The sequence below is a fragment of the Kosakonia sp. genome, assembly GCF_032104925.1.
Taxonomy (GTDB): domain Bacteria; phylum Pseudomonadota; class Gammaproteobacteria; order Enterobacterales; family Enterobacteriaceae; genus Kosakonia.
Window position 1 is genome coordinate 33,313 of the sequence record NZ_DAMCGF010000010.1, and the last position, 20,294, is coordinate 53,606.

Genomic DNA, 20,294 nt, shown 5'->3' on the forward strand with positions numbered 1-20,294 from the left:
TAACTGGCATATACACGAGGGAGAAACCACCATGATGCATTGCCCGGTATGCCAACAAGCGGCGCACGCGCGCTCCAGCCGCTACCTCAGTTCTGAAACCAAAGAGCGCTATCACCAGTGCCAGAATATTCACTGTGGTTGTACGTTTGTCACCCATGAGTCGCTGGCGCGTTACATTGTCCGCCCGCCAGCACTGCAAGTGAGCGCGTCACACGCCGGGAAGTAATCCGGCGAAAATAGTCAAAAGCCTGCGCCAGCAGGTTTTTTATTTCTGCATCGATAATAGGTAATGAAAAAAAATACGTGGGCAATGGGTGGTCACAGAGCTTAAAAACCACTGATACAGGAAACGCCCTGGGTTCAGCCTAAATTAAATATGCGTCTGCCTGCCCGAAGAGATGTCGATCCAGATAAGGATGCGAAACCAGAATTTGTTAGCGTGCGGATCTACAGGATGCTGTTTTTAGCTCGCAATCAAACCATTAATAAAGCTCGCTGCCTGCTGTGAACGATTTAAATCCCAAAGCAATAAGCCAAAGCCTGGCGCTGAACACGTCTTCAGAAGGTGGTTTTCAGATGGGTATAAAAAAGGGGCTGGCATTACGCCAACCCCTTGTTTCATAACACGCTTTGGATGTAGCGTGTGCGCTATCTTAGTTAAGACGCTCTTTGATACGAGCAGACTTACCAGTACGCTCACGCAGGTAGTACAGTTTAGCTTTACGAACGGCACCACGACGTTTGACAGAGATGCTGTCAACTACCGGAGAGTGAGTCTGGAAGACACGCTCAACGCCTTCGCCGTTGGAAATTTTACGAACAGTGAATGCAGAGTGCAGACCGCGGTTACGAATAGCGATAACCACGCCCTCGAATGCCTGCAGACGTTTTTTGGAACCTTCAACAACCCATACTTTCACTTCCACGGTGTCACCCGGACGGAAGGAAGGTACGTCCTGCTTCATCTGCTCTTGTTCAAGTTGCTTAATAATGTTGCTCATAATTTAATCTCTTATCCTGGGTAAACTGATATTCGGGTGGCTTAAGCCATCCCATCATGTTTCTGTTGCTGTTGCGCGTGTTCCCGTTGGAACTCCGCCAGCAACCTTGCTTGCTCTTCAGTCAGAGCCAGGTTTTCCAGAAGTTCAGGTCTTCTAAGCCAGGTGCGGCCCAGCGACTGCTTCAAACGCCAGCGACGTATCTCGGCATGGTTCCCCGACAGTAACACCGCCGGTACTTCCATTCCTTCTAACACTTCAGGTCGGGTATAGTGTGGGCAGTCCAGCAACCCATCGGCAAAAGAATCTTCCGTTGCCGAAGCTTCATGCCCCAGTACCCCCGGAATAAACCGGGAAACCGAGTCAATCAGCGTCATCGCTGGTAACTCACCACCGCTGAGAACGTAATCGCCGATAGACCATTCTTCGTCAATCTCGGTTTGAATTACGCGCTCATCTATCCCTTCGTAGCGACCGCACACCAGAATCAGTTTCTGATTCGTTGCCAGTTCGCTGACGCCCGCTTGATCAAGCTTGCGCCCCTGAGGCGACAGATAAATCACTTTGGCGCCTTCGCCCGCCGCGGCTTTTGCTGCATGAATGGCGTCCCGTAGGGGGTTCACCATCATTAACATCCCCGGTCCGCCGCCGTAAGGACGATCGTCCACGGTACGGTGCCGGTCGTGAGCGAAATCACGCGGACTCCAGCTCTGGATGCTCAGCAGGCCATTTTTTACTGCCCGGCCAGTTACCCCGTAGTCGGTAATCGCGCGGAACATTTCAGGAAACAGGCTAATTATGCCAATCCACATAGCGCCGTCTTTTACCGTATATCCGGAGGTTTAAAAACCAGGATCCCAATCTACTTCAATGGTTTGAGTAGTGAGATCGACTTTCTTGATAACCTGCCCATCGAGGAACGGAACCAACCGCTCCTTGATACCAAATGCATCTTTCAGGTTTGCCTTAATGACGAGAACGTCATTCGACCCGGTTTCCATCATATCGACGACTTTACCGAGGCTGTAACCTTCAGTAGTCACTACCTGGCAGCCCATCAGGTCTTTCCAGTAGTAGTCACCCTCTTCCAGTTCCGGCAACTGCGCGGAATCAACGACAATTTCACAATTGGTCAGCAGATTCGCGGCATCTCTGTCATCAACACCTTTCAGTTTGATGACGATGTCCTGATTGTGGTAGCGCCAGCTTTCCAGCTCAATGCTCTGCCACTGACCCGCCTTCTGGATAAACCAGGGCTGATAGTCAAAAATGCTTTCGGCGTCTTCGGTGGAGGAAAACACTCTGAGCCAACCACGAATTCCGTAAGAAGACCCCAGCTTGCCGACAATAATTGGCTCAACAGGGACCGGTGCGGCTTGTTGCTTGCTCATCATGACCACCGTGACAGATTAAGCTGCTTTCTGTGCTGCTTTGATCAGCGCGGAAACGCGATCGGAAACGGTAGCGCCCTGGCCAACCCAGTGCTGAATACGATCCAGATCCAGGCGGGTGCCTTCTTCTTTCTCGGAAGCGATCGGGTTGAAGAAACCAACGCGCTCAATGAAGCGACCGTTGCGTGCATTGCGGCTGTCAGTAACAACAACCTGGTAGAACGGACGCTTTTTAGCGCCGTGACGTGCTAAACGAATAGTTACCATAACATCCTCTTGTGTGAATAAAACACCAGGCCCCATCGAGGAACGGAGCCCGGTGTCATATTAAAAGCCCGAAAATTTTACTGATTTTGGGGGAAATTGCAATCAGGATAAAGTAAACAAGGGATATAAGGCGTATATCGGTGCAGCCAGTTTAGTTCCGGCGTGCGCACAGAAAGCGGAGCGTACACGTAGTACGTGAGCATTTCGAGCACACCCCGGGGCTAAAATGGCAAACAAGATAGCCTTATGCCCTTGTTTTAGCGCCCCGGGAAACCAGGCGGCATCATCCCCTTCATCCCGCGCATCATCTTCGCCATCCCGCCCTTCTTCATCTTCTTCATCATGCGCTGCATGTCGTCGAATTGTTTGAGCAGACGGTTCACATCCTGCACCTGCATACCGCAGCCGGCTGCAATACGGCGCTTACGCGAACCTTTGATGATGTCCGGGTTGGCGCGCTCTTTCAGCGTCATGGAGTTAATGATCGCTTCCATACGCACCAGCACTTTGTCGTCCATTTGCGCTTTAACGTTGTCCGGGATCTGGCCCATGCCCGGCAGCTTGCCCATCAGGCTCGCCATGCCGCCCATGTTTTTCATCTGGCGCAACTGCTCAAGGAAGTCGGTCAGATCGAAGCCGTCGCCCTTCTTCAGTTTATTCGCCAGCTTTTCAGCCTGCGCGCGGTCAACTTTGCTTTCGATATCTTCGATAAGCGACAACACGTCGCCCATGCCAAGGATGCGTGAGGCGATACGATCCGGGTGGAACGGCTCCAGCGCTTCCGTTTTCTCGCCGACACCGAGGAATTTAATCGGCTTGCCGGTGATATGGCGAATGGAGAGCGCCGCACCGCCGCGCGCATCACCGTCCACTTTCGTCAGCACCACGCCGGTCAGCGGCAGCGCTTCATTAAAGGCTTTCGCGGTATTCGCGGCGTCCTGACCGGTCATGGCGTCGACGACAAACAGGGTTTCTACCGGCTTAATCGCCGCGTGAACCTGTTTGATCTCATCCATCATCGCTTCGTCGACATGCAGACGACCGGCGGTATCCACTAGCAGCACGTCGTAGAATTTCAGCTTCGCCTCTTTCAGCGCGGCGTTAACGATGTCGACCGGCTTTTGCGCGACGTCAGAAGGGAAGAAATCGACGTCAACCTGCTGCGCCAGCGTTTCCAGCTGTTTGATCGCCGCCGGACGGTAAACGTCGGCAGAAACGACCATCACTTTCTTCTTGTGCTTCTCGCGCAGGAACTTACCAAGTTTACCGACGCTGGTGGTTTTACCCGCCCCCTGCAGACCTGCCATCAGCACTACCGCTGGCGGCTGCGCGGCAAGGTTCAGGCTCTGGTTCTCTTCGCCCATCGCCGCAACCAGTTCGTTGCGCACGATTTTGACGAACTCCTGGCCCGGCGTCAGGCTCTTGTTCACTTCATGGCCAACCGCTTTCTCTTTTACGCGGTTGATAAAATCACGCACCACTGGCAGCGCAACGTCCGCTTCCAGCAGCGCCATACGCACTTCGCGCAGGGTATCTTTGATGTTGTCTTCAGTGAGGCGTCCACGGCCACTGATATTGCGCAGGGTGCGCGACAAACGATCGGTTAAATTATCAAACATTGTCTCTCGCCTGAGGTGATACGATGGCCGCCAGCGCGACGCATAACAGAAATTTCCCGGAGTATAACATGAAGACATTGCTCCTGTATGTGATGCAACTGTTGGAGCCAACGTCACGTAACGTTATACTGCTTTTCTTTCTTCTTCAGTCAACTGCCGACATCCTATGCCCGTTTTTGCCCTGATCGCTCTTGTCGCCTACTCAATCAGCATTGCGCTGATCGTTCCCAGCCTGCTGCAAAAAAACAGCGGCTGGCGCAGAATGGCTATCCTTTCGGCGGTAATCGCACTTATTTGTCACGGTTTCGGCCTGAAAGAACGCCTGTTCCCGGATGATGGCGGGCAAAACCTGAGCCTGCTGAATGTCGGTTCGCTGGTCAGCCTGATGATCTGTACGGTAATGACCATTGTGGCGTCGAAAAATCGCGGCTGGCTGCTGCTGCCGATTGTCTATACCTTCGCGTTAATCAACCTTGCTTTCGCCGTTTTTGTACCCAATGAGTACATTACCCACCTGGAAGCCACGCCGGGCATGATGGTGCACATTGGCCTGTCGCTTTTCGCCTATGCCACACTGATTATTGCGGCTATGTACGCGCTGCAACTGGCCTGGATTGACTATCAGTTGAAGAATAAACGGCTGGCGTTCAGTAACGAAATGCCGCCGCTGATGGTGATTGAGCGCAAAATGTTCCACATTACTCAGGTTGGCGTTGTGCTGCTGACGCTGACGCTATGCACCGGCCTGTTCTTTATGCAGAACCTGTTCAGCATGGAAAATATCGACAAAGCGGTGCTCTCAATCATCGCCTGGTTTGTCTACATTGTTCTGCTATGGGGCCATTACCATGAGGGCTGGCGCGGCCGCAGGGTCGTCTGGTTCAACGTTGCAGGCGCGGGGATTTTAACGCTGGCTTATTTTGGCAGCCGCATTCTGCAGCAGTTCGCGAGCTAATCACAAAGGAGTTCCCCCTGGAACACATTTCCACCACGACGCTGATTATTACGCTAATCATCATGGTCGTGGTTTCGGCCTACTTTTCCGGTTCCGAAACCGGAATGATGACACTCAACCGCTACCGCTTGCGCCACTTAGCCAAGCAGGGCAACCGCGCGGCAAAACGCGTAGAAAAGCTGTTGCGTAAACCCGACCGCCTGATAAGCCTGGTGCTGATTGGTAACAACCTCGTCAATATTCTGGCGTCGGCAATTGGCACCATTGTTGGCATGCGCCTGTATGGCAATGCTGGCGTCGCTATTGCCACCGGTGTGCTGACCTTTGTGGTGCTGGTGTTCGCCGAAGTGTTGCCAAAAACCATCGCCGCGCTCTACCCGGAAAAAGTGGCCTTCCCCAGTAGCTTCCTGCTCGCGCCGCTGCAAGTCATCATGATGCCGCTGGTGTGGTTGCTGAACGGCGTGACGCGCGTGCTGATGCGCATGGTGGGTATTAAAGCGGATGTAGTGGTCAGCGGCGCGCTCAGCAAAGATGAGCTGCGCACTATCGTGAACGAATCGCGCTCGCAAATTTCCCGCCGCAACCAGGACATGTTGCTGTCGATTCTCGATCTGGAAAAAGTCAGCGTTAACGACATCATGGTGCCGCGCAACGAAATTGTCGGCATTGATATCAACGACGACTGGAAAGCCATTGTTCGCCAGCTCACCCACTCGCCGCACGGTCGCATCGTGCTCTACCGTGATTCGCTGGACGACGCCATCAGCATGCTGCGCGTGCGTGAAGCCTACCGGTTAATGACGGAAAAAAACGAGTTCACCAAAGAGGTGATGCTGCGCGCCGCCGACGAAATCTACTATGTCCCGGAAGGTACGCCGCTGAGCGTGCAACTGGTGAAATTCCAGCGCAATAAAAAGAAAGTCGGCCTGGTGGTCGATGAGTATGGCGATATTCAGGGGCTGGTGACGGTCGAAGATATTCTGGAAGAGATTGTCGGCGACTTTACCACCTCCATGTCACCTGCGCTGGCGGATGAAGCCACGCCGCAAAATGACGGCTCGGTGATCATCGACGGCAGCGCCAACGTGCGCGAACTGAATAAAGCCTTTAACTGGCGCTTACCGGAAGACGAAGCCCGCACCATTAACGGCATGCTGCTGGAGGCGCTGGAAGAGATCCCGGCGGTGGGTACGCGAGTGCGTATCGAGCAGTACGACATCGATATTCTCGACGTGCAAGACAATATGATTAAGCAGGTTCAGGTGATCCCGGTGAAAGCACTGCGGGAAAGCGTCGCCGAATAAGCGAAAAAAAACCCTCTCCGGACGGAGAGGGTTTATCTAAAAAAAGTTACACCTTCGCTTTAGCAACGGTCACCATCGCTGCGCGAATAGTGCGGCCGTTTAAGGTGTAACCTTTTTGCATCACGCCCAGCACTTTACCAGCGGCAATCTCTTCAGATTCCACCATGGCAATCGCCTGATGCACGTTTGGATCCAGCGGAACGTCGGTTTCAGCAATCACTTCCACGCCGAACTTCTTCACCACATCCAGCATGTTTTTCAGCGTCAGTTCAATGCCTTCAACCATCGGTGCCATCTCGGCGTTGTTTTTGTCCGCCACTTCCAGTGCGCGATCCAGGCTATCGATAACCGGCAGCAGTTCATTGACGAACTTCTCCAGCGCGAATTTATGCGCTTTCTCGATATCCTGTTCGGTACGGCGACGCAGGTTTTCCATTTCCGCTTTAACGCGTAAAACAGTTTCGCGCTCGCGGCTTTCCGCTTCAGCTAACTGCGCTTCAAGGTTCGCAATTTTCTCATCGCGCGGATCCACCTGCCCAGCAGAATCGTCAGACTCAACAACTGCCTCAACTTCGTCGTGCTGTTCCATGATAATTTCTTCCGGGGCTTGCCCGTCAGGCGTTTTCTGTTCTTTACTACTCATGAATTTCTCCGCGTTTTTTTGCATTCATCTCGCTAACCTGCATTATTATGGGGATCAGTTTCCGGGATTCAAGGGAACGTGACAGATTGTCATCATTTCATTCGCCACAAGGACCTCCAGAAAATGACCCATCATTTCAAGTGTATTGGTATTGTCGGGCATCCACGGCACCCTACCGCACTGACCACACATGAAATGTTATATCGCTGGTTAAGCGCCAAAGGTTATGACGTCATTGTCGAACAACAGATTGCCCAGGAATTGCAGCTCAATAATGTGAAAACCGGCACGCTGGCAGAAATCGGTCAACAAGCCGATCTCGCGGTGGTTGTCGGCGGCGACGGTAATATGCTGGGCGCGGCGCGCACGCTGGCGCGCTATGATATCAAGGTTATTGGGATTAACCGCGGCAACCTCGGCTTTCTCACCGATCTCGATCCCGACAACGCGCAGCAACAGCTGGCCGACGTGCTGGAAGGTCATTATATCGCTGAAAAACGTTTTTTGCTGGAAGTGCAGGTCTGCCAGCAAGAGTGCCAGAAACGCATCAGCACCGCGATCAACGAAGTGGTACTCCACCCGGGCAAAGTTGCCCATATGATTGAATTTGAAGTCTATATCGACGAAGTTTTCGCCTTTTCCCAGCGTTCGGATGGGCTAATTATCTCAACTCCGACCGGTTCCACCGCCTATTCACTCTCCGCTGGCGGGCCAATTCTGACGCCATCGCTGGATGCCATCACGCTGGTACCGATGTTTCCGCACACGTTGTCTGCGCGCCCGCTGGTGATAAACAGCAGCAGCACTATTCGCCTGCGCTTTTCCCATCGTCGCAGCGATCTGGAGGTGAGTTGCGACAGCCAAATCGCACTGCCGATTCAAGAAGGCGAAGATGTACTTATCCGCCGCTGCGACTATCACCTCAATCTTATTCACCCTAAAGATTACAGTTATTTCAATACGTTAAGCTCTAAGCTCGGCTGGTCGAAAAAATTGTTCTGAAAATCATCGCACAACACTTTACTGTATATAAAACCAGATTATACTGTACGAAAACACAGTTATGGTTTTTCATACAGGAAAGCAACCATGTTGGCACAACTGACCATCAGTAATTTTGCTATCGTTCGTGAGCTCGAGATTGATTTTCACAGCGGGATGACAGCTATTACCGGCGAAACCGGGGCGGGTAAATCGATTGCCATTGATGCGCTCGGGCTATGCCTGGGCGGTCGTGCGGAAGCCGACATGGTACGCGCAGGCGCGCCGCGCGCCGACCTGTGCGCCCGCTTCGCACTAAAAGATACTCCCGCCGCCCAACGCTGGCTCGAAGAGAACCAGTTAGAAGATGGGCGTGAGTGTTTACTTCGCCGTGTGATCAGCAGCGACGGGCGCTCCCGTGGTTTTATCAACGGCACGGCGGTGCCGCTTTCCCAGTTGCGCGAGCTGGGCCAGTTACTCATTCAGATCCATGGTCAGCACGCGCATCAGCTTCTTATTAAGCCCGATCAGCAGAAAAAACTGCTCGATGGCTACGCCGGTGAGTATGCGCTAACTCAGCAAATGACTGAACACTACCGTGCCTGGCATCAAAGCTGCCGCGAGCTGGCCCAGCATCAACAGCAAAGTCAGGAGCGCGCCGCCCGCGCAGAGCTTTTGCACTACCAATTGAAAGAGCTGAATGAATTTAACCCGCAGCCAGGCGAGTTTGAGCTGATTGATGAAGAGTACAAACGCCTCGCCAATAGCGGTCAGTTACTGTCTACCAGCCAGCATGCACTGAACGTGCTGGCAGACGGTGAAGAGGCCAATCTGCAAAGCCAGCTCTATACCGCCCGCCAACTGCTTGGCGAACTGGCAGGTATGGACGCACGTCTTTCCGGCGTGCTGGATATGCTCGAAGAAGCTGCTATTCAGATTAGTGAAGCCAGCGATGAGCTGCGCCACTACTGCGACCGCTTAGATCTCGATCCAAACCGTCTGTACGAACTGGAACAGCGTATCTCACGACAGATTTCGCTGGCGCGCAAACATCACATCAGCCCGGAAGAGCTACCTCAGTTTCACCAGTCATTGCTTGATGAACAGCAACAGATCGACGATCAGGCTGATTCGCAGGAAACCCTGGCGCTGGCTGTCACACACCATCACCAGCTCGCGCTGGCGACTGCCCAGCAGTTGCATGAGCAGCGCGTGAAATATGCGCAGGAACTCGGCGAATTAATTACTGAAAGCATGCATGCGCTCTCCATGCCGCACGGCGTCTTTACCATTGATGTGGCGTTTGATGCCCATTCGCTGACAGCTGAAGGTGCCGATCGCATCGAATTTCGTGTGACAACCAACCCCGGCCAGCCGCTGCAATCAATCGCCAAAGTCGCCTCCGGTGGTGAACTGTCGCGCATTGCGCTGGCTATCCAGGTGATCACCGCACGGAAAATGGAAACCCCGGCGCTGATCTTCGATGAAGTCGACGTTGGCATCAGCGGCCCGACAGCCGTGGTTGTAGGTAAACTGTTGCGCCAGCTGGGTGAATCCACGCAGGTAATGTGCGTAACGCACCTGCCGCAGGTTGCCGGTTGTGGCCATCATCACTTCTTTGTCAGCAAAGAAACGGATGGCGCAATGACCGAAACGCATATGCAGCCGCTGGATAAACGTGCCCGTTTGCAGGAGCTGGCGCGCCTGCTTGGCGGTAGTGAAGTGACCCGCAACGCGCTGGCGAACGCCAAAGAGCTGCTAGCAGCGTAAACTTTTTTGTAATATGACGGTCAGAGTTCTCGACAAAATCGACAACAGACCCGCCGGCAAAGGTTTTAAACTGGCGAAAGGTCTATTATCATCGGCATATTACATATGAGCCACGTATTGTTCGGGCCGAAAAGGAATCAAATCACTATGCGCTGTAAAATGCTGACTGCTGCCGCAGCGGTTCTTCTGATGTTGACCGCAGGTTGCTCTACCGTAGAACGCGTGGTTTACCGTCCTGATATCAATCAGGGGAACTACCTGACGCCAAATGATGTTTCTAAAATCCGCGTAGGTATGACGCAACAGCAGGTTGCTTATGCACTGGGTACGCCGATGATGACCGACCCGTTTGGCAGTAACACCTGGTTCTACGTGTTCCGCCAGCAGCCGGGTCATGAAGATGTTTCTCAGCAAACCCTGACGCTGACTTTCAGCAGCAATGGCGTATTGACCAATATGGATAACAAACCTGCGCTGACCAAAGGCTAACGTTGCAGAAATGTAAAAAGGTGCTCAATGAGCACCTTTTTTGTTTGAGTTTGTATGAGCCATTTATGTCGGCTCTTTTCCCGTCGTGTTCGGATTCTTACTTACCGGCGCCGGTAACAAAACCCACGCTATCAGCTTACGCTTTCTTAGCTGACTTCTCAGCGCGCTGGCGGCGCAGCTCTTTCGGATCGGCAATCAGCGGGCGGTAAATCTCTACGCGATCGCCGTCGTGCACGGCATCGTGCAATTTCACCGGGCGACTATAAATCCCCACTTTATTCACCTTCAGGTCAATATCATCACGCAGCTCGAGCAAACCTGAAGCGCGTATCGCCTGCTCAACGGTTGCGCCCTCTTCAAGCGTAACCCGTTGAAGATACTGTTTCTCCGGCAGTGCGTAAGCCACTTCAACCGCGATATTACCCGGCACGGTAAACCTCTTTTGCCCGGTGGGTAAACGCCTGCACCATGTTTGCCGCCAGTTCTTTAAAGATGCGGCCAAACGCCAGTTCAATCAGCTTATTGGTAAATTCAAAATCAAGTTGAAATTCTACCCGGCAAGCATCAGCACTTAGCGGCGTGAATTTCCACCCACCGATCAACGACTTGAATGGGCCATCGACCAGATGCATCAAAATGCTTTGATTAGTGTCCAGCGTATTACGCGTGGTAAACGTTTTGCTGATCCCGGCTTTGGAAACATCCACCGCCGCGGTCATTTGCGTCGGCCCGGATTCCAGCACCCGGCTGCCAGTACAGCCAGGCAAAAACTGCGGGTAGGATTTTACATCATTCACTAACTTGTACATTTGTTCCGCGCTGTAAGGCACCAGCGCAGTACGGCTAATCTGAGGCATATCGTTTTCCGCGTTCACACAATCGTCAAATAATACCATTTCCCCCGGATGAAAGGAAAACGCAATGCCCGAACTCATGCTAAGATAACCGGCTAAACCTCACAGGACGCAATGAGGTCAGTTTCAGATATCAGATTACCGGATGGCTTCACGACACTATGACGAAGAAAAAAGCATACAAACCAGGTTCAGCCACCATTGCGCTGAATAAGCGCGCCCGCCATGAATACTTTATCGAAGAGGAGTTTGAGGCCGGGCTGGCACTGCAAGGCTGGGAAGTAAAATCCTTACGCGCCGGTAAAGCAAACATCGGTGACAGCTACGTTATTCTGAAAGACGGCGAAGCCTTTCTGTTTGGCGCAAACTTTACGCCACTGACCGTAGCCTCCAGCCACTATGTTTGCGATCCGACTCGCACACGTAAGCTACTGCTTAATCAGCGCGAACTCGATTCACTGTATGGACGTATCAACCGCGAAGGTTACACCGTGGTGGCACTGTCGTTGTACTGGAAAAATGCCTGGTGCAAAGTGAAAATCGGCGTGGCGAAAGGTAAGAAACAGCACGACAAGCGCACCGATTTGAAAGAGCGCGAATGGCAGCTAGATAAAGCTCGCATTATGAAAAACGCCGGGCGTTAATCGCGTCCGCATCGCCCTCTCACGCCGGGAGAGGGCATCGAACATTTATCAACCCTCACTCAGCGCCTCATTCAGTTTGCTCAATGCTTTGATAGATAATCCAGCACCACTTTGAGCTCCAGATTGGCAATTATCTCCGGCAGACCAGGAAAGATTTTCCTGTACGGTTGGTCAATTCAGCGCTTCTTGTACGCGCGTAAACCACTCCTTTGGAGCGCTCAAAAACAGGCGATCGGGTCAATTCCATACGCTCAACTACGTTAGCCATCTGGTGTGAACGCTTTGTCTCGCATACAGCAATAATAAATACGGCATGATCGTATGCATCAGTTGCTGTTGCGCGTGGACACTTACTAACCGCATTTCCCTCGACAAAAGTCATTGTGATATGGACTGGAATGGCATGTCATAAATCTGTTATACTCAGCGTCACACTTTTGGGGCTGATTCTGGATTCGACGGGATTTGCGAAACCCAAGGTGCATGCCGAGGGGCGGTTGGCCTCGTAAAAAGCCGCAAAAAAATAGTCGCAAACGACGAAAACTACGCTTTAGCAGCTTAATAACCTGCTTAGAGCCCTCTCTCCCTAGCCTCCGCTCTTAGGACGGGGATCAAGAGAGGTCAAACCCAAAAGAGATCGCGTGGATGCCCTGCCTGGGGTTGAAGCGTTAAAACTAATCAGGCTAGTTTGTTAGTGGCGTGTCCGTCCGCAGCCGGCAAGCGAAATTAAAGACTGGACTAAGCATGTAGTACCGAGGATGTAGGAATTTCGGACGCGGGTTCAACTCCCGCCAGCTCCACCACTTCATGATCCGGATACGTCCGGTGAAATCCTGAAAGCCCGCACGGCACAAGCCCTGCGGGCTTTTTTGTGTCTGTGGTTGTCCGAGAACATCCAGCTAAATCCAGAGAGAATTGGTACACGTTTAGGTACACGGTATACTGTGGTCCATTAAACGTGTACCAATTATGGAAGGGATCCAGGCATGGCGCGCATCACACGCCCCCTCACTAACAACGAAATCCTCAAAGCTAAGCCCCGCGAAAAAGACTTCACGCTTCATGATGGTGATGGCCTATTCCTGCTTGTCAAAACCTCTGGAAAAAAACTGTGGCGCTTCCGCTACCAGCGTCCAACCAGTGGTAGCCGAACAAACCTAAGTCTCGGCTCATACCCTGCTCTAACACTCGCCGCAGCTCGTCAGATGCGCGACCAGCATTTAACAACGCTCGCGCAAGGCATAGATCCACAGCAGCAGCAGGAGCAAGCTTCAGAACAACGCCAGATTGAGCTGGATAGCATTTTCTCAGCCGTGGCCGCTAACTGGTTCCAGATTAAAAGCAAGAGCGTCACAGAAGACTATGCGAAAGACATTTGGCGCTCTTTGGACAAAGACGTTTTCCCTGCTATCGGCGCGATACCCGTTCAGGAGATAAAAGCCAGAACAATTGTTGAAGCCCTGGAGCCAATCAAAGCACGTGGCGCGCTAGAGACGGTGCGCCGCTTGGTACAGCGCGTTAATGAGATAATGATTTATGCAGTTAATACCGGCCTGATCGATGCTAATCCGGCATCAGGTGTTGGTATGGCCTTTGAAAAACCGAAAAAGCAGAACATGCCAACGCTGCGACCGGAAGAATTACCGAAACTCATGCGTTCGCTGGTTATGTCTAATTTATCTGTCCCGACACGCTGCCTGATTGAATGGCAGCTCCTGACCCTAGTTCGCCCTTCTGAGGCTTCTGGTGCAAGGTGGGCAGAGATCGACCTTGATGCAAAACTCTGGACGATACCGGCGGAGAGAATGAAAGCTAAACGTGAGCATGTGGTTCCCTTATCACCTCAAGCGTTAGAGATTCTTGAAGTGATGAAGCCTATCAGTGCTCATCGAGAGCATGTTTTCCCAAGTAGGAATGACCCAAAACAACCTATGAATAGTCAGACGGCTAATGCTGCTTTGAAGCGAATTGGGTATGGTGGAAAACTAGTTGCACATGGTTTACGTTCGATTGCAAGTACAGCTATGAACGAAGCAGGTTTCAATGCGGATGTTATTGAAGCAGCTTTAGCTCATTGCGATAAAAACGAAGTTAGACGTGCTTACAATCGTTCTACTTACTTACTAAAAAGAACAGAATTAATGAATTGGTGGGGAGAAAATATTAATGAAAATAGTATCACTAAAAAATAACGGCAATCATTAATTATGCAAACTATAATCAATGATATCGAGTTAGCATTAAAGGGCGGAATACTTGGCTTCAATAATATAATTGAGGTTACAGAAGTATTCTCATTATCCACTGATAAAAAAATCAGCAATATTTTGACACTAATGGTGGCTGAGAATATCAATAAACCGGTCGCCACTGGGAGAACTTATTTAACAAGCAATCTAATTTCTATCAACCATCTCAACAAATGGCGGTTTGGCATTACGAGGTATTACATTGAATTTGATGAACTCTTTCACAAATTAGAAATTTTAACTCAAAATGGAGTATGGGATGCAAATCAAAACAATATTATTAATCTAAAAAAAATAGATAAATACTTTGTCTCTCCTAATTCATATGAGTCAGTACCAATAAATAACATATTGAAGAATAATTTTCATAATGGAAGTTATGTTTTTGAATGGTTTGATTTCGACAAAGAAAACCATCAAGAATTGTTATCATCTCCTCAGGCATTACAAAAGCTATCTGATAGAATAAATGAAGTTCTACCTATATCCATTTCAAGTGTTTCAGATAGAATAGGTAATTTTTTACTGCAAATACCTAGCACCATTTTAATGGCTCGTTTTGGACTAGAAAAACAAAATGAAACATATTCATTAAATTGTAATATAGCCTGGCATGAACATGCTCGAAAAAGAGATCTGATAATAAATTGCCATTTAACTGAAAATGATAATGTCTGTGAAGGGTACTTTACAAAAGTTCTAAAAAGTGATGAATCAAACATTTCATTACCAATACCAAATAAACGTTCTCATATTGGTACTATTTGGGATCCTGAAAACAATTTTATTTTAGCAAGAACCAGACCATCGGCCTTCATTGCCCCTAATGCAAGAATTACAACTACAGTTTCCACTTATAAAGAAAGAGTGTTAACAAGTAATGGAAAATCTAAAGTAATTAGCGTGTTAGATTCAGGAAGCAGTAGAATCAAACTTCCTAACACAAAGCCGATCATTAATTGGGTTGAAAAAAGGATTTATGAAAACAGCAGCACTGAATTAAGGCGGAGCCGTAATTTCGTACAATACAATTCAAAAGGGACTAATAAAAAGCAATCAAGAAATATTGCTCTTGAAGATTTAGTTTATTTAATAAACAAATACGGGCAACATGCGGTATGGTTATGGGATCCTTATTTAAGCTTTCAAGATCTATCAGATACCCTATTGATGAATAAACATTCAGGCTCTGTTATGAAAGCCATTAGTTCATTAGAATTGCCACCGGACTCTGGAGGAAACTCATTAAGAGAAAATCATGGATCCAAGGCACTTCAAACCATAAAAAGATATCAAGAAAGCTTCAATGCTTTACCTGTTGAGGCAATGAAGACCATAAATTTAGAATTTAGATGTAAAACAGGGGCTAATGGATGGGAATTTCATGACAGATTCATTATTTTTCCTTCAACTAACTATCATTCGAGTACTTTAGCATGGTCTTTAGGTACGTCAGTTAATTCATTTGGCACAAGCCACCATATATTACAAAAAGTACAGGATGCACAACTAATCGCTAATGCCTTTTTAGAACTATGGGACTCTTTATCAGGCATTGATTGTCTAGTATGGAGAAATATCAATGATTAATAACTGGAGTCAGTTACATAACTCAATAATAAACACTCTTAATATTATAGATTCCATGAGTCATAACACAGGACATCGTGATTACCAAGAAATTATTGAAAATTCAGAAATTTATTATTTGTTTGATTATCAAAACAATGAAGCCGTCTCACATAACAACAATCAGTATGCGATTGATGCATTTAAAGAAATATTTGAATATTATGGAAATTGCTCATCGCTGCTGATTTTAATAAGCCATCTTAAAAATCCAGAATATATTATATCTCAAATAATTAATTCAAATCAGCCTTGTGCTCATTTCATAAATTACGCCCGCAGTTGCATAATTAACTACTATATTCCTAGTAAACTTATAGATCGCTGTTCTGAACGTTTCCCTATCAGGGATTTAGACATCTCTAGGCTTATGGTTACGGATTCATCTGAGATGATTGGCCACCATTTGTGTTTTTTTAACAACTTGTTACCAGACATAATCCCTAACGAAGTCAGAGTTTCATTGTATATTTTATCAGAATATGAACTCGAGGTGCTTTTAAATGTTTTAACCAAATCAATAAACATAATCAAAACGTACTTCCTTTCATCTTGCATTTCTATAGAAAACAAAATAAAACTACTTAAACTCTCTAGCTCAGATCATCTTTCAAAAATTCTAACGTTTTCTATTATTCACGATACAAACATTAATGCTAATATAATTAGCGATGATGTATTTCTTGTCGAACTCTTTCAAACCCTTTACATTAAAGGAGACTTCAACTATTGGATGAACTATGTAAACTCATATCCATGTAGATTTCCAAATATTCAAGTCAACTTAGGGAAAGCTTTAGCTATTATTAACTCCCCCAAAGCTCTGGATTCATACCTCAATTCTATTATCCTTCATAACAACAGCTTAGATCATTCCTATACTAATTCGAGAGAGCCGGTCATGCACTGTTTAACATCATTTAAACAGCATTCCACTTTAGCTTTACAATTCTCTTGCTGGGAAAAGGCATTTAGGATATGGAGCGAATGGAATTTTGGTTATACGCAAAATGATTTATTATTTTCTGTTTCATCATCAGAATTAGACTACCCTGTTATACAATATTTTCTAAACAATGTTACTGATAAGGAAAGAGAGCAATTCATTACTAAAACATGGGATGATTTATCATCCATAGATAATACTTGGCACACTTCACATTCAGAGTTAATTAGTTACTATTACAGGTGTGCATCTATACTTCAATTACCTTATCATGCAAATTTAGCATATGAAAAGAACGGTTCAATCGTGGATCTGTCTTTACGATTTAATCTTGAGATTTCAAAATATAATCAAATGCTTTTTGGAGCTTAAGATTTTGCGCGCAGTGCTTTCCCCGCCTCGCCTGCCCGCTTTGCAGGGCGGTTTAAATGCAGATGCATAAGCTACCTCAGACCGCGTGAGGACTGGCGCGGGCGGGATTCTGGCAGCTAGAGAAATAAATGCAATTAAATGCACCTGATGCATGCAGGGTATTTTTCGAAAAAAATAACGGAATTTTTTGCGTTTTTTCGGGGTACTGAGGGCGCAGCCGGTAGCGAGTACCGGCGCATATAAATCAGGAGGTTTTCGGAGGATTATTGCTGCTGAATTTCTGCCTGCAAAACCTGATTTTCCGGCATGGCCGGTTTGCGTATCACCCCGTCGAGTGTCTCGGTGGTGCGGAACGTGGCCGAGCATTCAATACTGGTGCACTGGTGATAGCGCTGCTTGAGGTTTTCCGTCAGATAGCGACTGGTGCGCGCGTGCGCAGGCTGTCTGCAGAACGGACAGTGAAACATGGCTCAGCCCTCCGCCTGTTTTCTTTTCTCGGCCAGTCGTGTGGCGAGCAGTGTTCGCTTCACCGGGCTTTTATACAGCGCCATATCCACGCCGGTCAGCGGCGGGCGGTAAAGACCAAGCTGTGAAAGTACCGGCTCCCTGTCCATATTGAAGGTGTAAAACCCGGCCTGAACGGAAACATGGCCGCCGAGCTCCTGAATCAGGGTATTGAGCGGGCGTTCCGTCTGCTGCATTTCCAGCGCGCGCAGACGCAGCGCGAATGCCCTGACCAGCGCCGGGCTGATGGTCTTCATGGCGACAGCCCATTCGCTCTGCGCGTACAGGCCAAACGCTGTCCGGTGTTCTTCCACGTACTTTTCACCGGAGGCGCAGGCGGCCAGCATGGCGCGGGATTTATCGGTTTCCAGCTCCGCAATCAGGGCGGTGAACTCCTCTGCCAGCTCGCGACCGGCAATGCGTCTGCCGTGCTCGGCTTTCAGCTCCGGCGTCATTTCACCGCGCAGGGTGCGGAAACGCGCGCGCCAGCTCTGTTCCGCTTCGGCATTTTCTGTCAGGGCGTTCTCACGCTCCTTTTCGCTGCGGGTGATGGCCGCGCCGATATCGTTCAGCTTCATCATATTCCCGGTATGCGCGGCTTTTGCCTGAGCGAACGTCTCAACGGCACGATTTACAGCGACCGCACTCTCTTCGCTGGCCTTTTTATTCATGGCGTCGAGGGCGCTGTCGATAGCGGTGCGGGTTTTCGCGTCCTGGGTGCTGCCGAGGGTTTTCATCACGGCGGTAATCAGTTCAGTTTTCATGGCGGGGCTCTCTGTGTTGTCAACCTGAGGGCATTCTGCCGCGTCCTGCACAACGAAACGACTGATTGCAGTTGTGGCCGGGATGGCACAGAAAGCCGCTGAAAAAAAGCGGCTCGCCAGAAAGAGGTCTCCGGAAACTCCTCTTTCTGTTTGTTTTTCTGTAATTAACTCTTCACTCTGTTCACTGAGAAATAAAATAATAGATAATACAGTAAGTTAAAGAATGAACAGTTGAGGAATTAAGTGTTCACCGACTGTTCACTACTGTTCACAGGCCTTTCTTTTTCTTTTAGCGCGACAGTAAATTTATTGAATGTTTGTTCCTTTTAATTAGCCCGGCTTTAATGCGAAATAACGATGAGAATTTCACTATAAAATTTTCCAGCCCCTTATTAACCTTTACTGCCCTTTATTACCCGGAAGGTAAAATTTTACGCGTACCTTAACGACGCTGAGGTCAATTTCCACTTGTTGCATCCGGTGAAAATATTCACAAAATAGAGCGCTACCCGAAGCCGGAAAGACACGACCGGCACTGTATGGACATTATGAGGTAGCCCGATGCACACCGCTTTTTCTTCCCCGTCTTCCGCCCCTGCCGCGCCGTTAATGCCTGTTTCTGACGTTATTCAGGAACGCTTTTTACGCCTGCCGGAAGTGATGCATTTATGCGGTCTGTCCCGCTCAACCATTTACGACCTCATCAGCCGGGAGGCTTTCCCGAAACAAATCTCTCTCGGCGGTAAAAACGTGGCGTGGGCGCACAGTGAAATCACTGCCTGGATGAGCGATCGCATCGCGGCGCGCAACCGGGGCTGTGATGCATGATGTTGCCCGGTCAGCAAAACGCCCCTTTTTCTGGCTTGCTTCCTGTCGGCGTTTCCAGGTATAGTTTTCCCGCTGTCGCAAAATCGGCAGCCGGGCGTGAGAACCCGAGTTTCTTCAAGGCGACACCGGACGCGCCATGCGTCTTTTTTTGTGTCTATGCCTCTGTGCACCTGTTGTTTACGTACCGGTTCTTTAACCGTTGCTGTATCCGCGTAATGGTGGCTCAGGCGGGGCAGCCTTCGGGCTGGCCGGTTCCCTTGAAGGCCGGTTTCTCACCCCCGTCTGGGCTACCACCCGAGCGTGAGAACTCCGGTGGTAGCGATAACCGCTACTTCAAGGAGGTTGCCCTTATGGCTACGACCCTCACCCTGTCTCACCCGCAATTTATCTTTATCTTCGCTGCTGTTCGTCGTTCCGGGCGTAAACCACGTGTCTGTATGCTGCGCACCGTTGCCGCTGATGAACGTACCGCACGCCGTTCCCTCGTTCGCGATTACGTCCTCTCGTTTGCCGGTCGCCTGCCGGTTGCGGAGGTGCACGCATGAGTCACTCCATCCTTACCCTTGACGATCTCAGATATCTTGAGCACCTGCGCAATATCGGCCATCTGGTCAGCGAGCTGGCGGCGGAACAGGACAATGTGACCCTCCGCCGCGATCCGGCTGAGCGTCTGCAACTCATTTCCCTGATTTACCTGATGACGGATCAGCTCGATGCCGTGATCGAGCGCTGCAACCGGCGCTGGCTCGACGGGGAGGAAAAGGTATGAAACAGCCGTTACCGCCCGCCCTGCGCGCCGCACTTTACCGCCGCGCTGTGGCCTGTGCCTGGCTGACCCTGTGTCAGCGTCAGCACCGTTACCCGCACCTGACACTCGATGCGCTGGAATCCGCCATCGCCGCCGAGCTGGAAGGGTTTTATCTGCGCCAGCACGGCGAGGATAAAGGCCGCCAGATTGCCTGTGCGCTGCTGGAAGATTTAATGAATGCCGCACCACTCAAAACCGCGCCGTCGCTCTCCTTTCTTGGTCTGGCCGTGATGGAAGAGTTATGCGCCCGCCATATCACCGCGCCAGTCGTGCACTGAG

Annotated in this window: 24 protein-coding genes and 1 other RNA gene; 15 read left to right on the forward strand and 10 right to left on the reverse strand. The window is 49.7% G+C overall.

Annotated elements, in window-relative coordinates:
• The first annotated feature begins 31 nt into the window (after nt 1-31).
• On the forward strand, nt 32-226 hold the full coding sequence (locus tag RT644_RS18070) for an ogr/Delta-like zinc finger family protein (protein ID WP_017459926.1): 195 nt from the start codon (nt 32-34) through the stop codon (nt 224-226).
• A gap of 427 nt (nt 227-653) precedes the next feature.
• Here RT644_RS18070 and rplS read toward each other — a convergent pair whose 3' ends face one another.
• From rplS to ffh, 5 genes are all read right to left on the reverse strand, one after another.
• Complete coding sequence (rplS, locus tag RT644_RS18075; protein ID WP_004104634.1) at nt 654-1,001, reverse strand: 50S ribosomal protein L19; 348 nt, start codon at nt 999-1,001, stop codon at nt 654-656.
• Nucleotides 1,002-1,042: 41 nt separating this feature from the next.
• Nucleotides 1,043-1,810, reverse strand: a complete 768-nt coding sequence (gene trmD / locus RT644_RS18080) for a tRNA (guanosine(37)-N1)-methyltransferase TrmD (RefSeq protein ID WP_020454799.1) — start codon at nt 1,808-1,810, stop codon at nt 1,043-1,045.
• Nucleotides 1,811-1,840: 30 nt separating this feature from the next.
• Nucleotides 1,841-2,389 carry a ribosome maturation factor RimM gene (gene rimM / locus RT644_RS18085; RefSeq protein WP_017459924.1) on the reverse strand — a complete coding sequence of 183 codons (549 nt, stop codon included), beginning with the start codon at nt 2,387-2,389 and terminating at the stop codon, nt 1,841-1,843.
• Nucleotides 2,390-2,407: 18 nt separating this feature from the next.
• Entirely contained in the window at nt 2,408-2,656 is a 249-nt protein-coding gene (rpsP, locus tag RT644_RS18090) for a 30S ribosomal protein S16 (protein WP_017459923.1), read from the reverse strand.
• Between the two features lie 257 nt (nt 2,657-2,913).
• Complete coding sequence (ffh, locus tag RT644_RS18095; RefSeq protein WP_017459922.1) at nt 2,914-4,275, reverse strand: signal recognition particle protein; 1,362 nt, start codon at nt 4,273-4,275, stop codon at nt 2,914-2,916.
• A 166-nt stretch (nt 4,276-4,441) separates the two neighbouring features.
• Between ffh and RT644_RS18100 the strand changes: the two genes are divergently transcribed.
• Nucleotides 4,442-5,230, forward strand: a complete 789-nt coding sequence (locus tag RT644_RS18100; protein WP_020454801.1) for an inner membrane protein YpjD — start codon at nt 4,442-4,444, stop codon at nt 5,228-5,230.
• Nucleotides 5,231-5,247: 17 nt separating this feature from the next.
• Complete coding sequence (locus RT644_RS18105; protein ID WP_025263874.1) at nt 5,248-6,534, forward strand: HlyC/CorC family transporter; 1,287 nt, start codon at nt 5,248-5,250, stop codon at nt 6,532-6,534.
• 46 nt (nt 6,535-6,580) lie between these two features.
• Here RT644_RS18105 and grpE read toward each other — a convergent pair whose 3' ends face one another.
• A complete protein-coding gene (gene grpE, locus RT644_RS18110) occupies nt 6,581-7,177 on the reverse strand; it encodes a nucleotide exchange factor GrpE (protein ID WP_313627434.1) in 597 nt (198 codons plus the stop codon).
• 123 nt (nt 7,178-7,300) lie between these two features.
• On the opposite strand from grpE, the gene nadK reads away from it, so the two are divergent.
• From nadK to bamE, 3 genes are all read left to right on the forward strand, one after another.
• A complete protein-coding gene (gene nadK / locus RT644_RS18115) occupies nt 7,301-8,179 on the forward strand; it encodes an NAD(+) kinase (protein ID WP_020454803.1) in 879 nt (292 codons plus the stop codon).
• An 87-nt stretch (nt 8,180-8,266) separates the two neighbouring features.
• Nucleotides 8,267-9,928, forward strand: coding sequence for a DNA repair protein RecN (gene recN, locus RT644_RS18120; RefSeq protein ID WP_313627435.1), 1,662 nt, complete (start codon nt 8,267-8,269; stop codon nt 9,926-9,928).
• A gap of 147 nt (nt 9,929-10,075) precedes the next feature.
• A complete protein-coding gene (gene bamE, locus RT644_RS18125) occupies nt 10,076-10,417 on the forward strand; it encodes an outer membrane protein assembly factor BamE (protein WP_017459915.1) in 342 nt (113 codons plus the stop codon).
• A 136-nt stretch (nt 10,418-10,553) separates the two neighbouring features.
• On the opposite strand, the gene RT644_RS18130 is transcribed toward bamE, so the two are convergent.
• Nucleotides 10,554-10,847 carry an RnfH family protein gene (locus tag RT644_RS18130; RefSeq protein WP_045513749.1) on the reverse strand — a complete coding sequence of 98 codons (294 nt, stop codon included), beginning with the start codon at nt 10,845-10,847 and terminating at the stop codon, nt 10,554-10,556.
• Entirely contained in the window at nt 10,837-11,274 is a 438-nt protein-coding gene (locus RT644_RS18135) for a type II toxin-antitoxin system RatA family toxin (RefSeq protein ID WP_197539470.1), read from the reverse strand. The genes RT644_RS18130 and RT644_RS18135 overlap by 11 nt, the downstream gene beginning before the upstream one ends.
• A 158-nt stretch (nt 11,275-11,432) precedes the next feature.
• Here RT644_RS18135 and smpB point away from each other — a divergent pair, with 158 nt between their 5' ends.
• The 5 genes from smpB (at nt 11,433) to RT644_RS18160 (ending at nt 17,111) form a co-directional block, all read left to right on the forward strand.
• The gene (smpB, locus tag RT644_RS18140) at nt 11,433-11,915 is read left to right on the forward strand and encodes an SsrA-binding protein SmpB (RefSeq protein ID WP_017459912.1); all 483 of its coding nucleotides are present in this window, start codon (nt 11,433-11,435) and stop codon (nt 11,913-11,915) included.
• Between the two features lie 439 nt (nt 11,916-12,354).
• Nucleotides 12,355-12,718: a transfer-messenger RNA gene (gene ssrA, locus RT644_RS18145) on the forward strand.
• A gap of 183 nt (nt 12,719-12,901) precedes the next feature.
• Nucleotides 12,902-14,107: an integrase domain-containing protein gene (locus tag RT644_RS18150; RefSeq protein ID WP_313627436.1), complete on the forward strand. Its 1,206-nt coding sequence runs from the start codon at nt 12,902-12,904 to the stop codon at nt 14,105-14,107.
• A gap of 15 nt (nt 14,108-14,122) precedes the next feature.
• Nucleotides 14,123-15,754, forward strand: a complete 1,632-nt coding sequence (locus tag RT644_RS18155) for a VPA1262 family N-terminal domain-containing protein (RefSeq protein WP_313627437.1) — start codon at nt 14,123-14,125, stop codon at nt 15,752-15,754.
• Nucleotides 15,747-17,111: a hypothetical protein gene (locus RT644_RS18160; protein WP_313627438.1), complete on the forward strand. Its 1,365-nt coding sequence runs from the start codon at nt 15,747-15,749 to the stop codon at nt 17,109-17,111. The genes RT644_RS18155 and RT644_RS18160 overlap by 8 nt, the downstream gene beginning before the upstream one ends.
• 263 nt (nt 17,112-17,374) lie before the next feature.
• Here RT644_RS18160 and RT644_RS18165 read toward each other — a convergent pair whose 3' ends face one another.
• The gene (locus RT644_RS18165) at nt 17,375-17,578 is read right to left on the reverse strand and encodes an ogr/Delta-like zinc finger family protein (RefSeq protein ID WP_313627439.1); all 204 of its coding nucleotides are present in this window, start codon (nt 17,576-17,578) and stop codon (nt 17,375-17,377) included.
• A gap of 3 nt (nt 17,579-17,581) precedes the next feature.
• Nucleotides 17,582-18,379: a capsid protein gene (locus tag RT644_RS18170; RefSeq protein WP_313627441.1), complete on the reverse strand. Its 798-nt coding sequence runs from the start codon at nt 18,377-18,379 to the stop codon at nt 17,582-17,584.
• A 561-nt stretch (nt 18,380-18,940) separates the two neighbouring features.
• Between RT644_RS18170 and RT644_RS18175 the strand changes: the two genes are divergently transcribed.
• From RT644_RS18175 to RT644_RS18190, 4 genes are read left to right on the forward strand one after another with little or no spacing between them, the layout of a single operon-like run.
• Complete coding sequence (locus RT644_RS18175) at nt 18,941-19,207, forward strand: helix-turn-helix transcriptional regulator (protein ID WP_017459906.1); 267 nt, start codon at nt 18,941-18,943, stop codon at nt 19,205-19,207.
• Nucleotides 19,204-19,752 (forward strand): host cell division inhibitor Icd-like protein, encoded by a 549-nt coding sequence (locus RT644_RS18180; RefSeq protein ID WP_313627443.1) that lies wholly within the window; start codon nt 19,204-19,206, stop codon nt 19,750-19,752. Before RT644_RS18175 ends, RT644_RS18180 begins: the two co-directional genes overlap by 4 nt.
• Nucleotides 19,749-19,976 carry a hypothetical protein gene (locus RT644_RS18185; RefSeq protein WP_020454813.1) on the forward strand — a complete coding sequence of 76 codons (228 nt, stop codon included), beginning with the start codon at nt 19,749-19,751 and terminating at the stop codon, nt 19,974-19,976. The genes RT644_RS18180 and RT644_RS18185 overlap by 4 nt, the downstream gene beginning before the upstream one ends.
• Complete coding sequence (locus RT644_RS18190) at nt 19,973-20,293, forward strand: DUF5375 domain-containing protein (RefSeq protein WP_123923002.1); 321 nt, start codon at nt 19,973-19,975, stop codon at nt 20,291-20,293. Before RT644_RS18185 ends, RT644_RS18190 begins: the two co-directional genes overlap by 4 nt.
• Nucleotide 20,294: the final 1 nt, after the last annotated feature.

Bases quoted from the DNA above. Each gene is read 5' to 3' on its own strand.
- RT644_RS18070 (WP_017459926.1), top strand. From the start codon at position 32: ATGATGCATTGCCCGGTATGCCAACAAGCGGCGCACGCGCGCTCCAGC.
- rplS (WP_004104634.1), bottom strand. From the start codon at position 1,001: ATGAGCAACATTATTAAGCAACTTGAACAAGAGCAGATGAAGCAGGAC.
- trmD (WP_020454799.1), bottom strand. From the start codon at position 1,810: ATGTGGATTGGCATAATTAGCCTGTTTCCTGAAATGTTCCGCGCGATT.
- rimM (WP_017459924.1), bottom strand. From the start codon at position 2,389: ATGAGCAAGCAACAAGCCGCACCGGTCCCTGTTGAGCCAATTATTGTC.
- rpsP (WP_017459923.1), bottom strand. From the start codon at position 2,656: ATGGTAACTATTCGTTTAGCACGTCACGGCGCTAAAAAGCGTCCGTTC.
- ffh (WP_017459922.1), bottom strand. From the start codon at position 4,275: ATGTTTGATAATTTAACCGATCGTTTGTCGCGCACCCTGCGCAATATC.
- RT644_RS18100 (WP_020454801.1), top strand. From the start codon at position 4,442: ATGCCCGTTTTTGCCCTGATCGCTCTTGTCGCCTACTCAATCAGCATT.
- grpE (WP_313627434.1), bottom strand. From the start codon at position 7,177: ATGAGTAGTAAAGAACAGAAAACGCCTGACGGGCAAGCCCCGGAAGAA.
- nadK (WP_020454803.1), top strand. From the start codon at position 7,301: ATGACCCATCATTTCAAGTGTATTGGTATTGTCGGGCATCCACGGCAC.
- recN (WP_313627435.1), top strand. From the start codon at position 8,267: ATGTTGGCACAACTGACCATCAGTAATTTTGCTATCGTTCGTGAGCTC.
- bamE (WP_017459915.1), top strand. From the start codon at position 10,076: ATGCGCTGTAAAATGCTGACTGCTGCCGCAGCGGTTCTTCTGATGTTG.
- RT644_RS18135 (WP_197539470.1), bottom strand. From the start codon at position 11,274: ATGCCTCAGATTAGCCGTACTGCGCTGGTGCCTTACAGCGCGGAACAA.
- smpB (WP_017459912.1), top strand. From the start codon at position 11,433: ATGACGAAGAAAAAAGCATACAAACCAGGTTCAGCCACCATTGCGCTG.
- RT644_RS18150 (WP_313627436.1), top strand. From the start codon at position 12,902: ATGGCGCGCATCACACGCCCCCTCACTAACAACGAAATCCTCAAAGCT.
- RT644_RS18155 (WP_313627437.1), top strand. From the start codon at position 14,123: ATGCAAACTATAATCAATGATATCGAGTTAGCATTAAAGGGCGGAATA.
- RT644_RS18160 (WP_313627438.1), top strand. From the start codon at position 15,747: ATGATTAATAACTGGAGTCAGTTACATAACTCAATAATAAACACTCTT.
- RT644_RS18165 (WP_313627439.1), bottom strand. From the start codon at position 17,578: ATGTTTCACTGTCCGTTCTGCAGACAGCCTGCGCACGCGCGCACCAGT.
- RT644_RS18170 (WP_313627441.1), bottom strand. From the start codon at position 18,379: ATGAAAACTGAACTGATTACCGCCGTGATGAAAACCCTCGGCAGCACC.
- RT644_RS18175 (WP_017459906.1), top strand. From the start codon at position 18,941: ATGCACACCGCTTTTTCTTCCCCGTCTTCCGCCCCTGCCGCGCCGTTA.
- RT644_RS18180 (WP_313627443.1), top strand. From the start codon at position 19,204: ATGATGTTGCCCGGTCAGCAAAACGCCCCTTTTTCTGGCTTGCTTCCT.
- RT644_RS18185 (WP_020454813.1), top strand. From the start codon at position 19,749: ATGAGTCACTCCATCCTTACCCTTGACGATCTCAGATATCTTGAGCAC.
- RT644_RS18190 (WP_123923002.1), top strand. From the start codon at position 19,973: ATGAAACAGCCGTTACCGCCCGCCCTGCGCGCCGCACTTTACCGCCGC.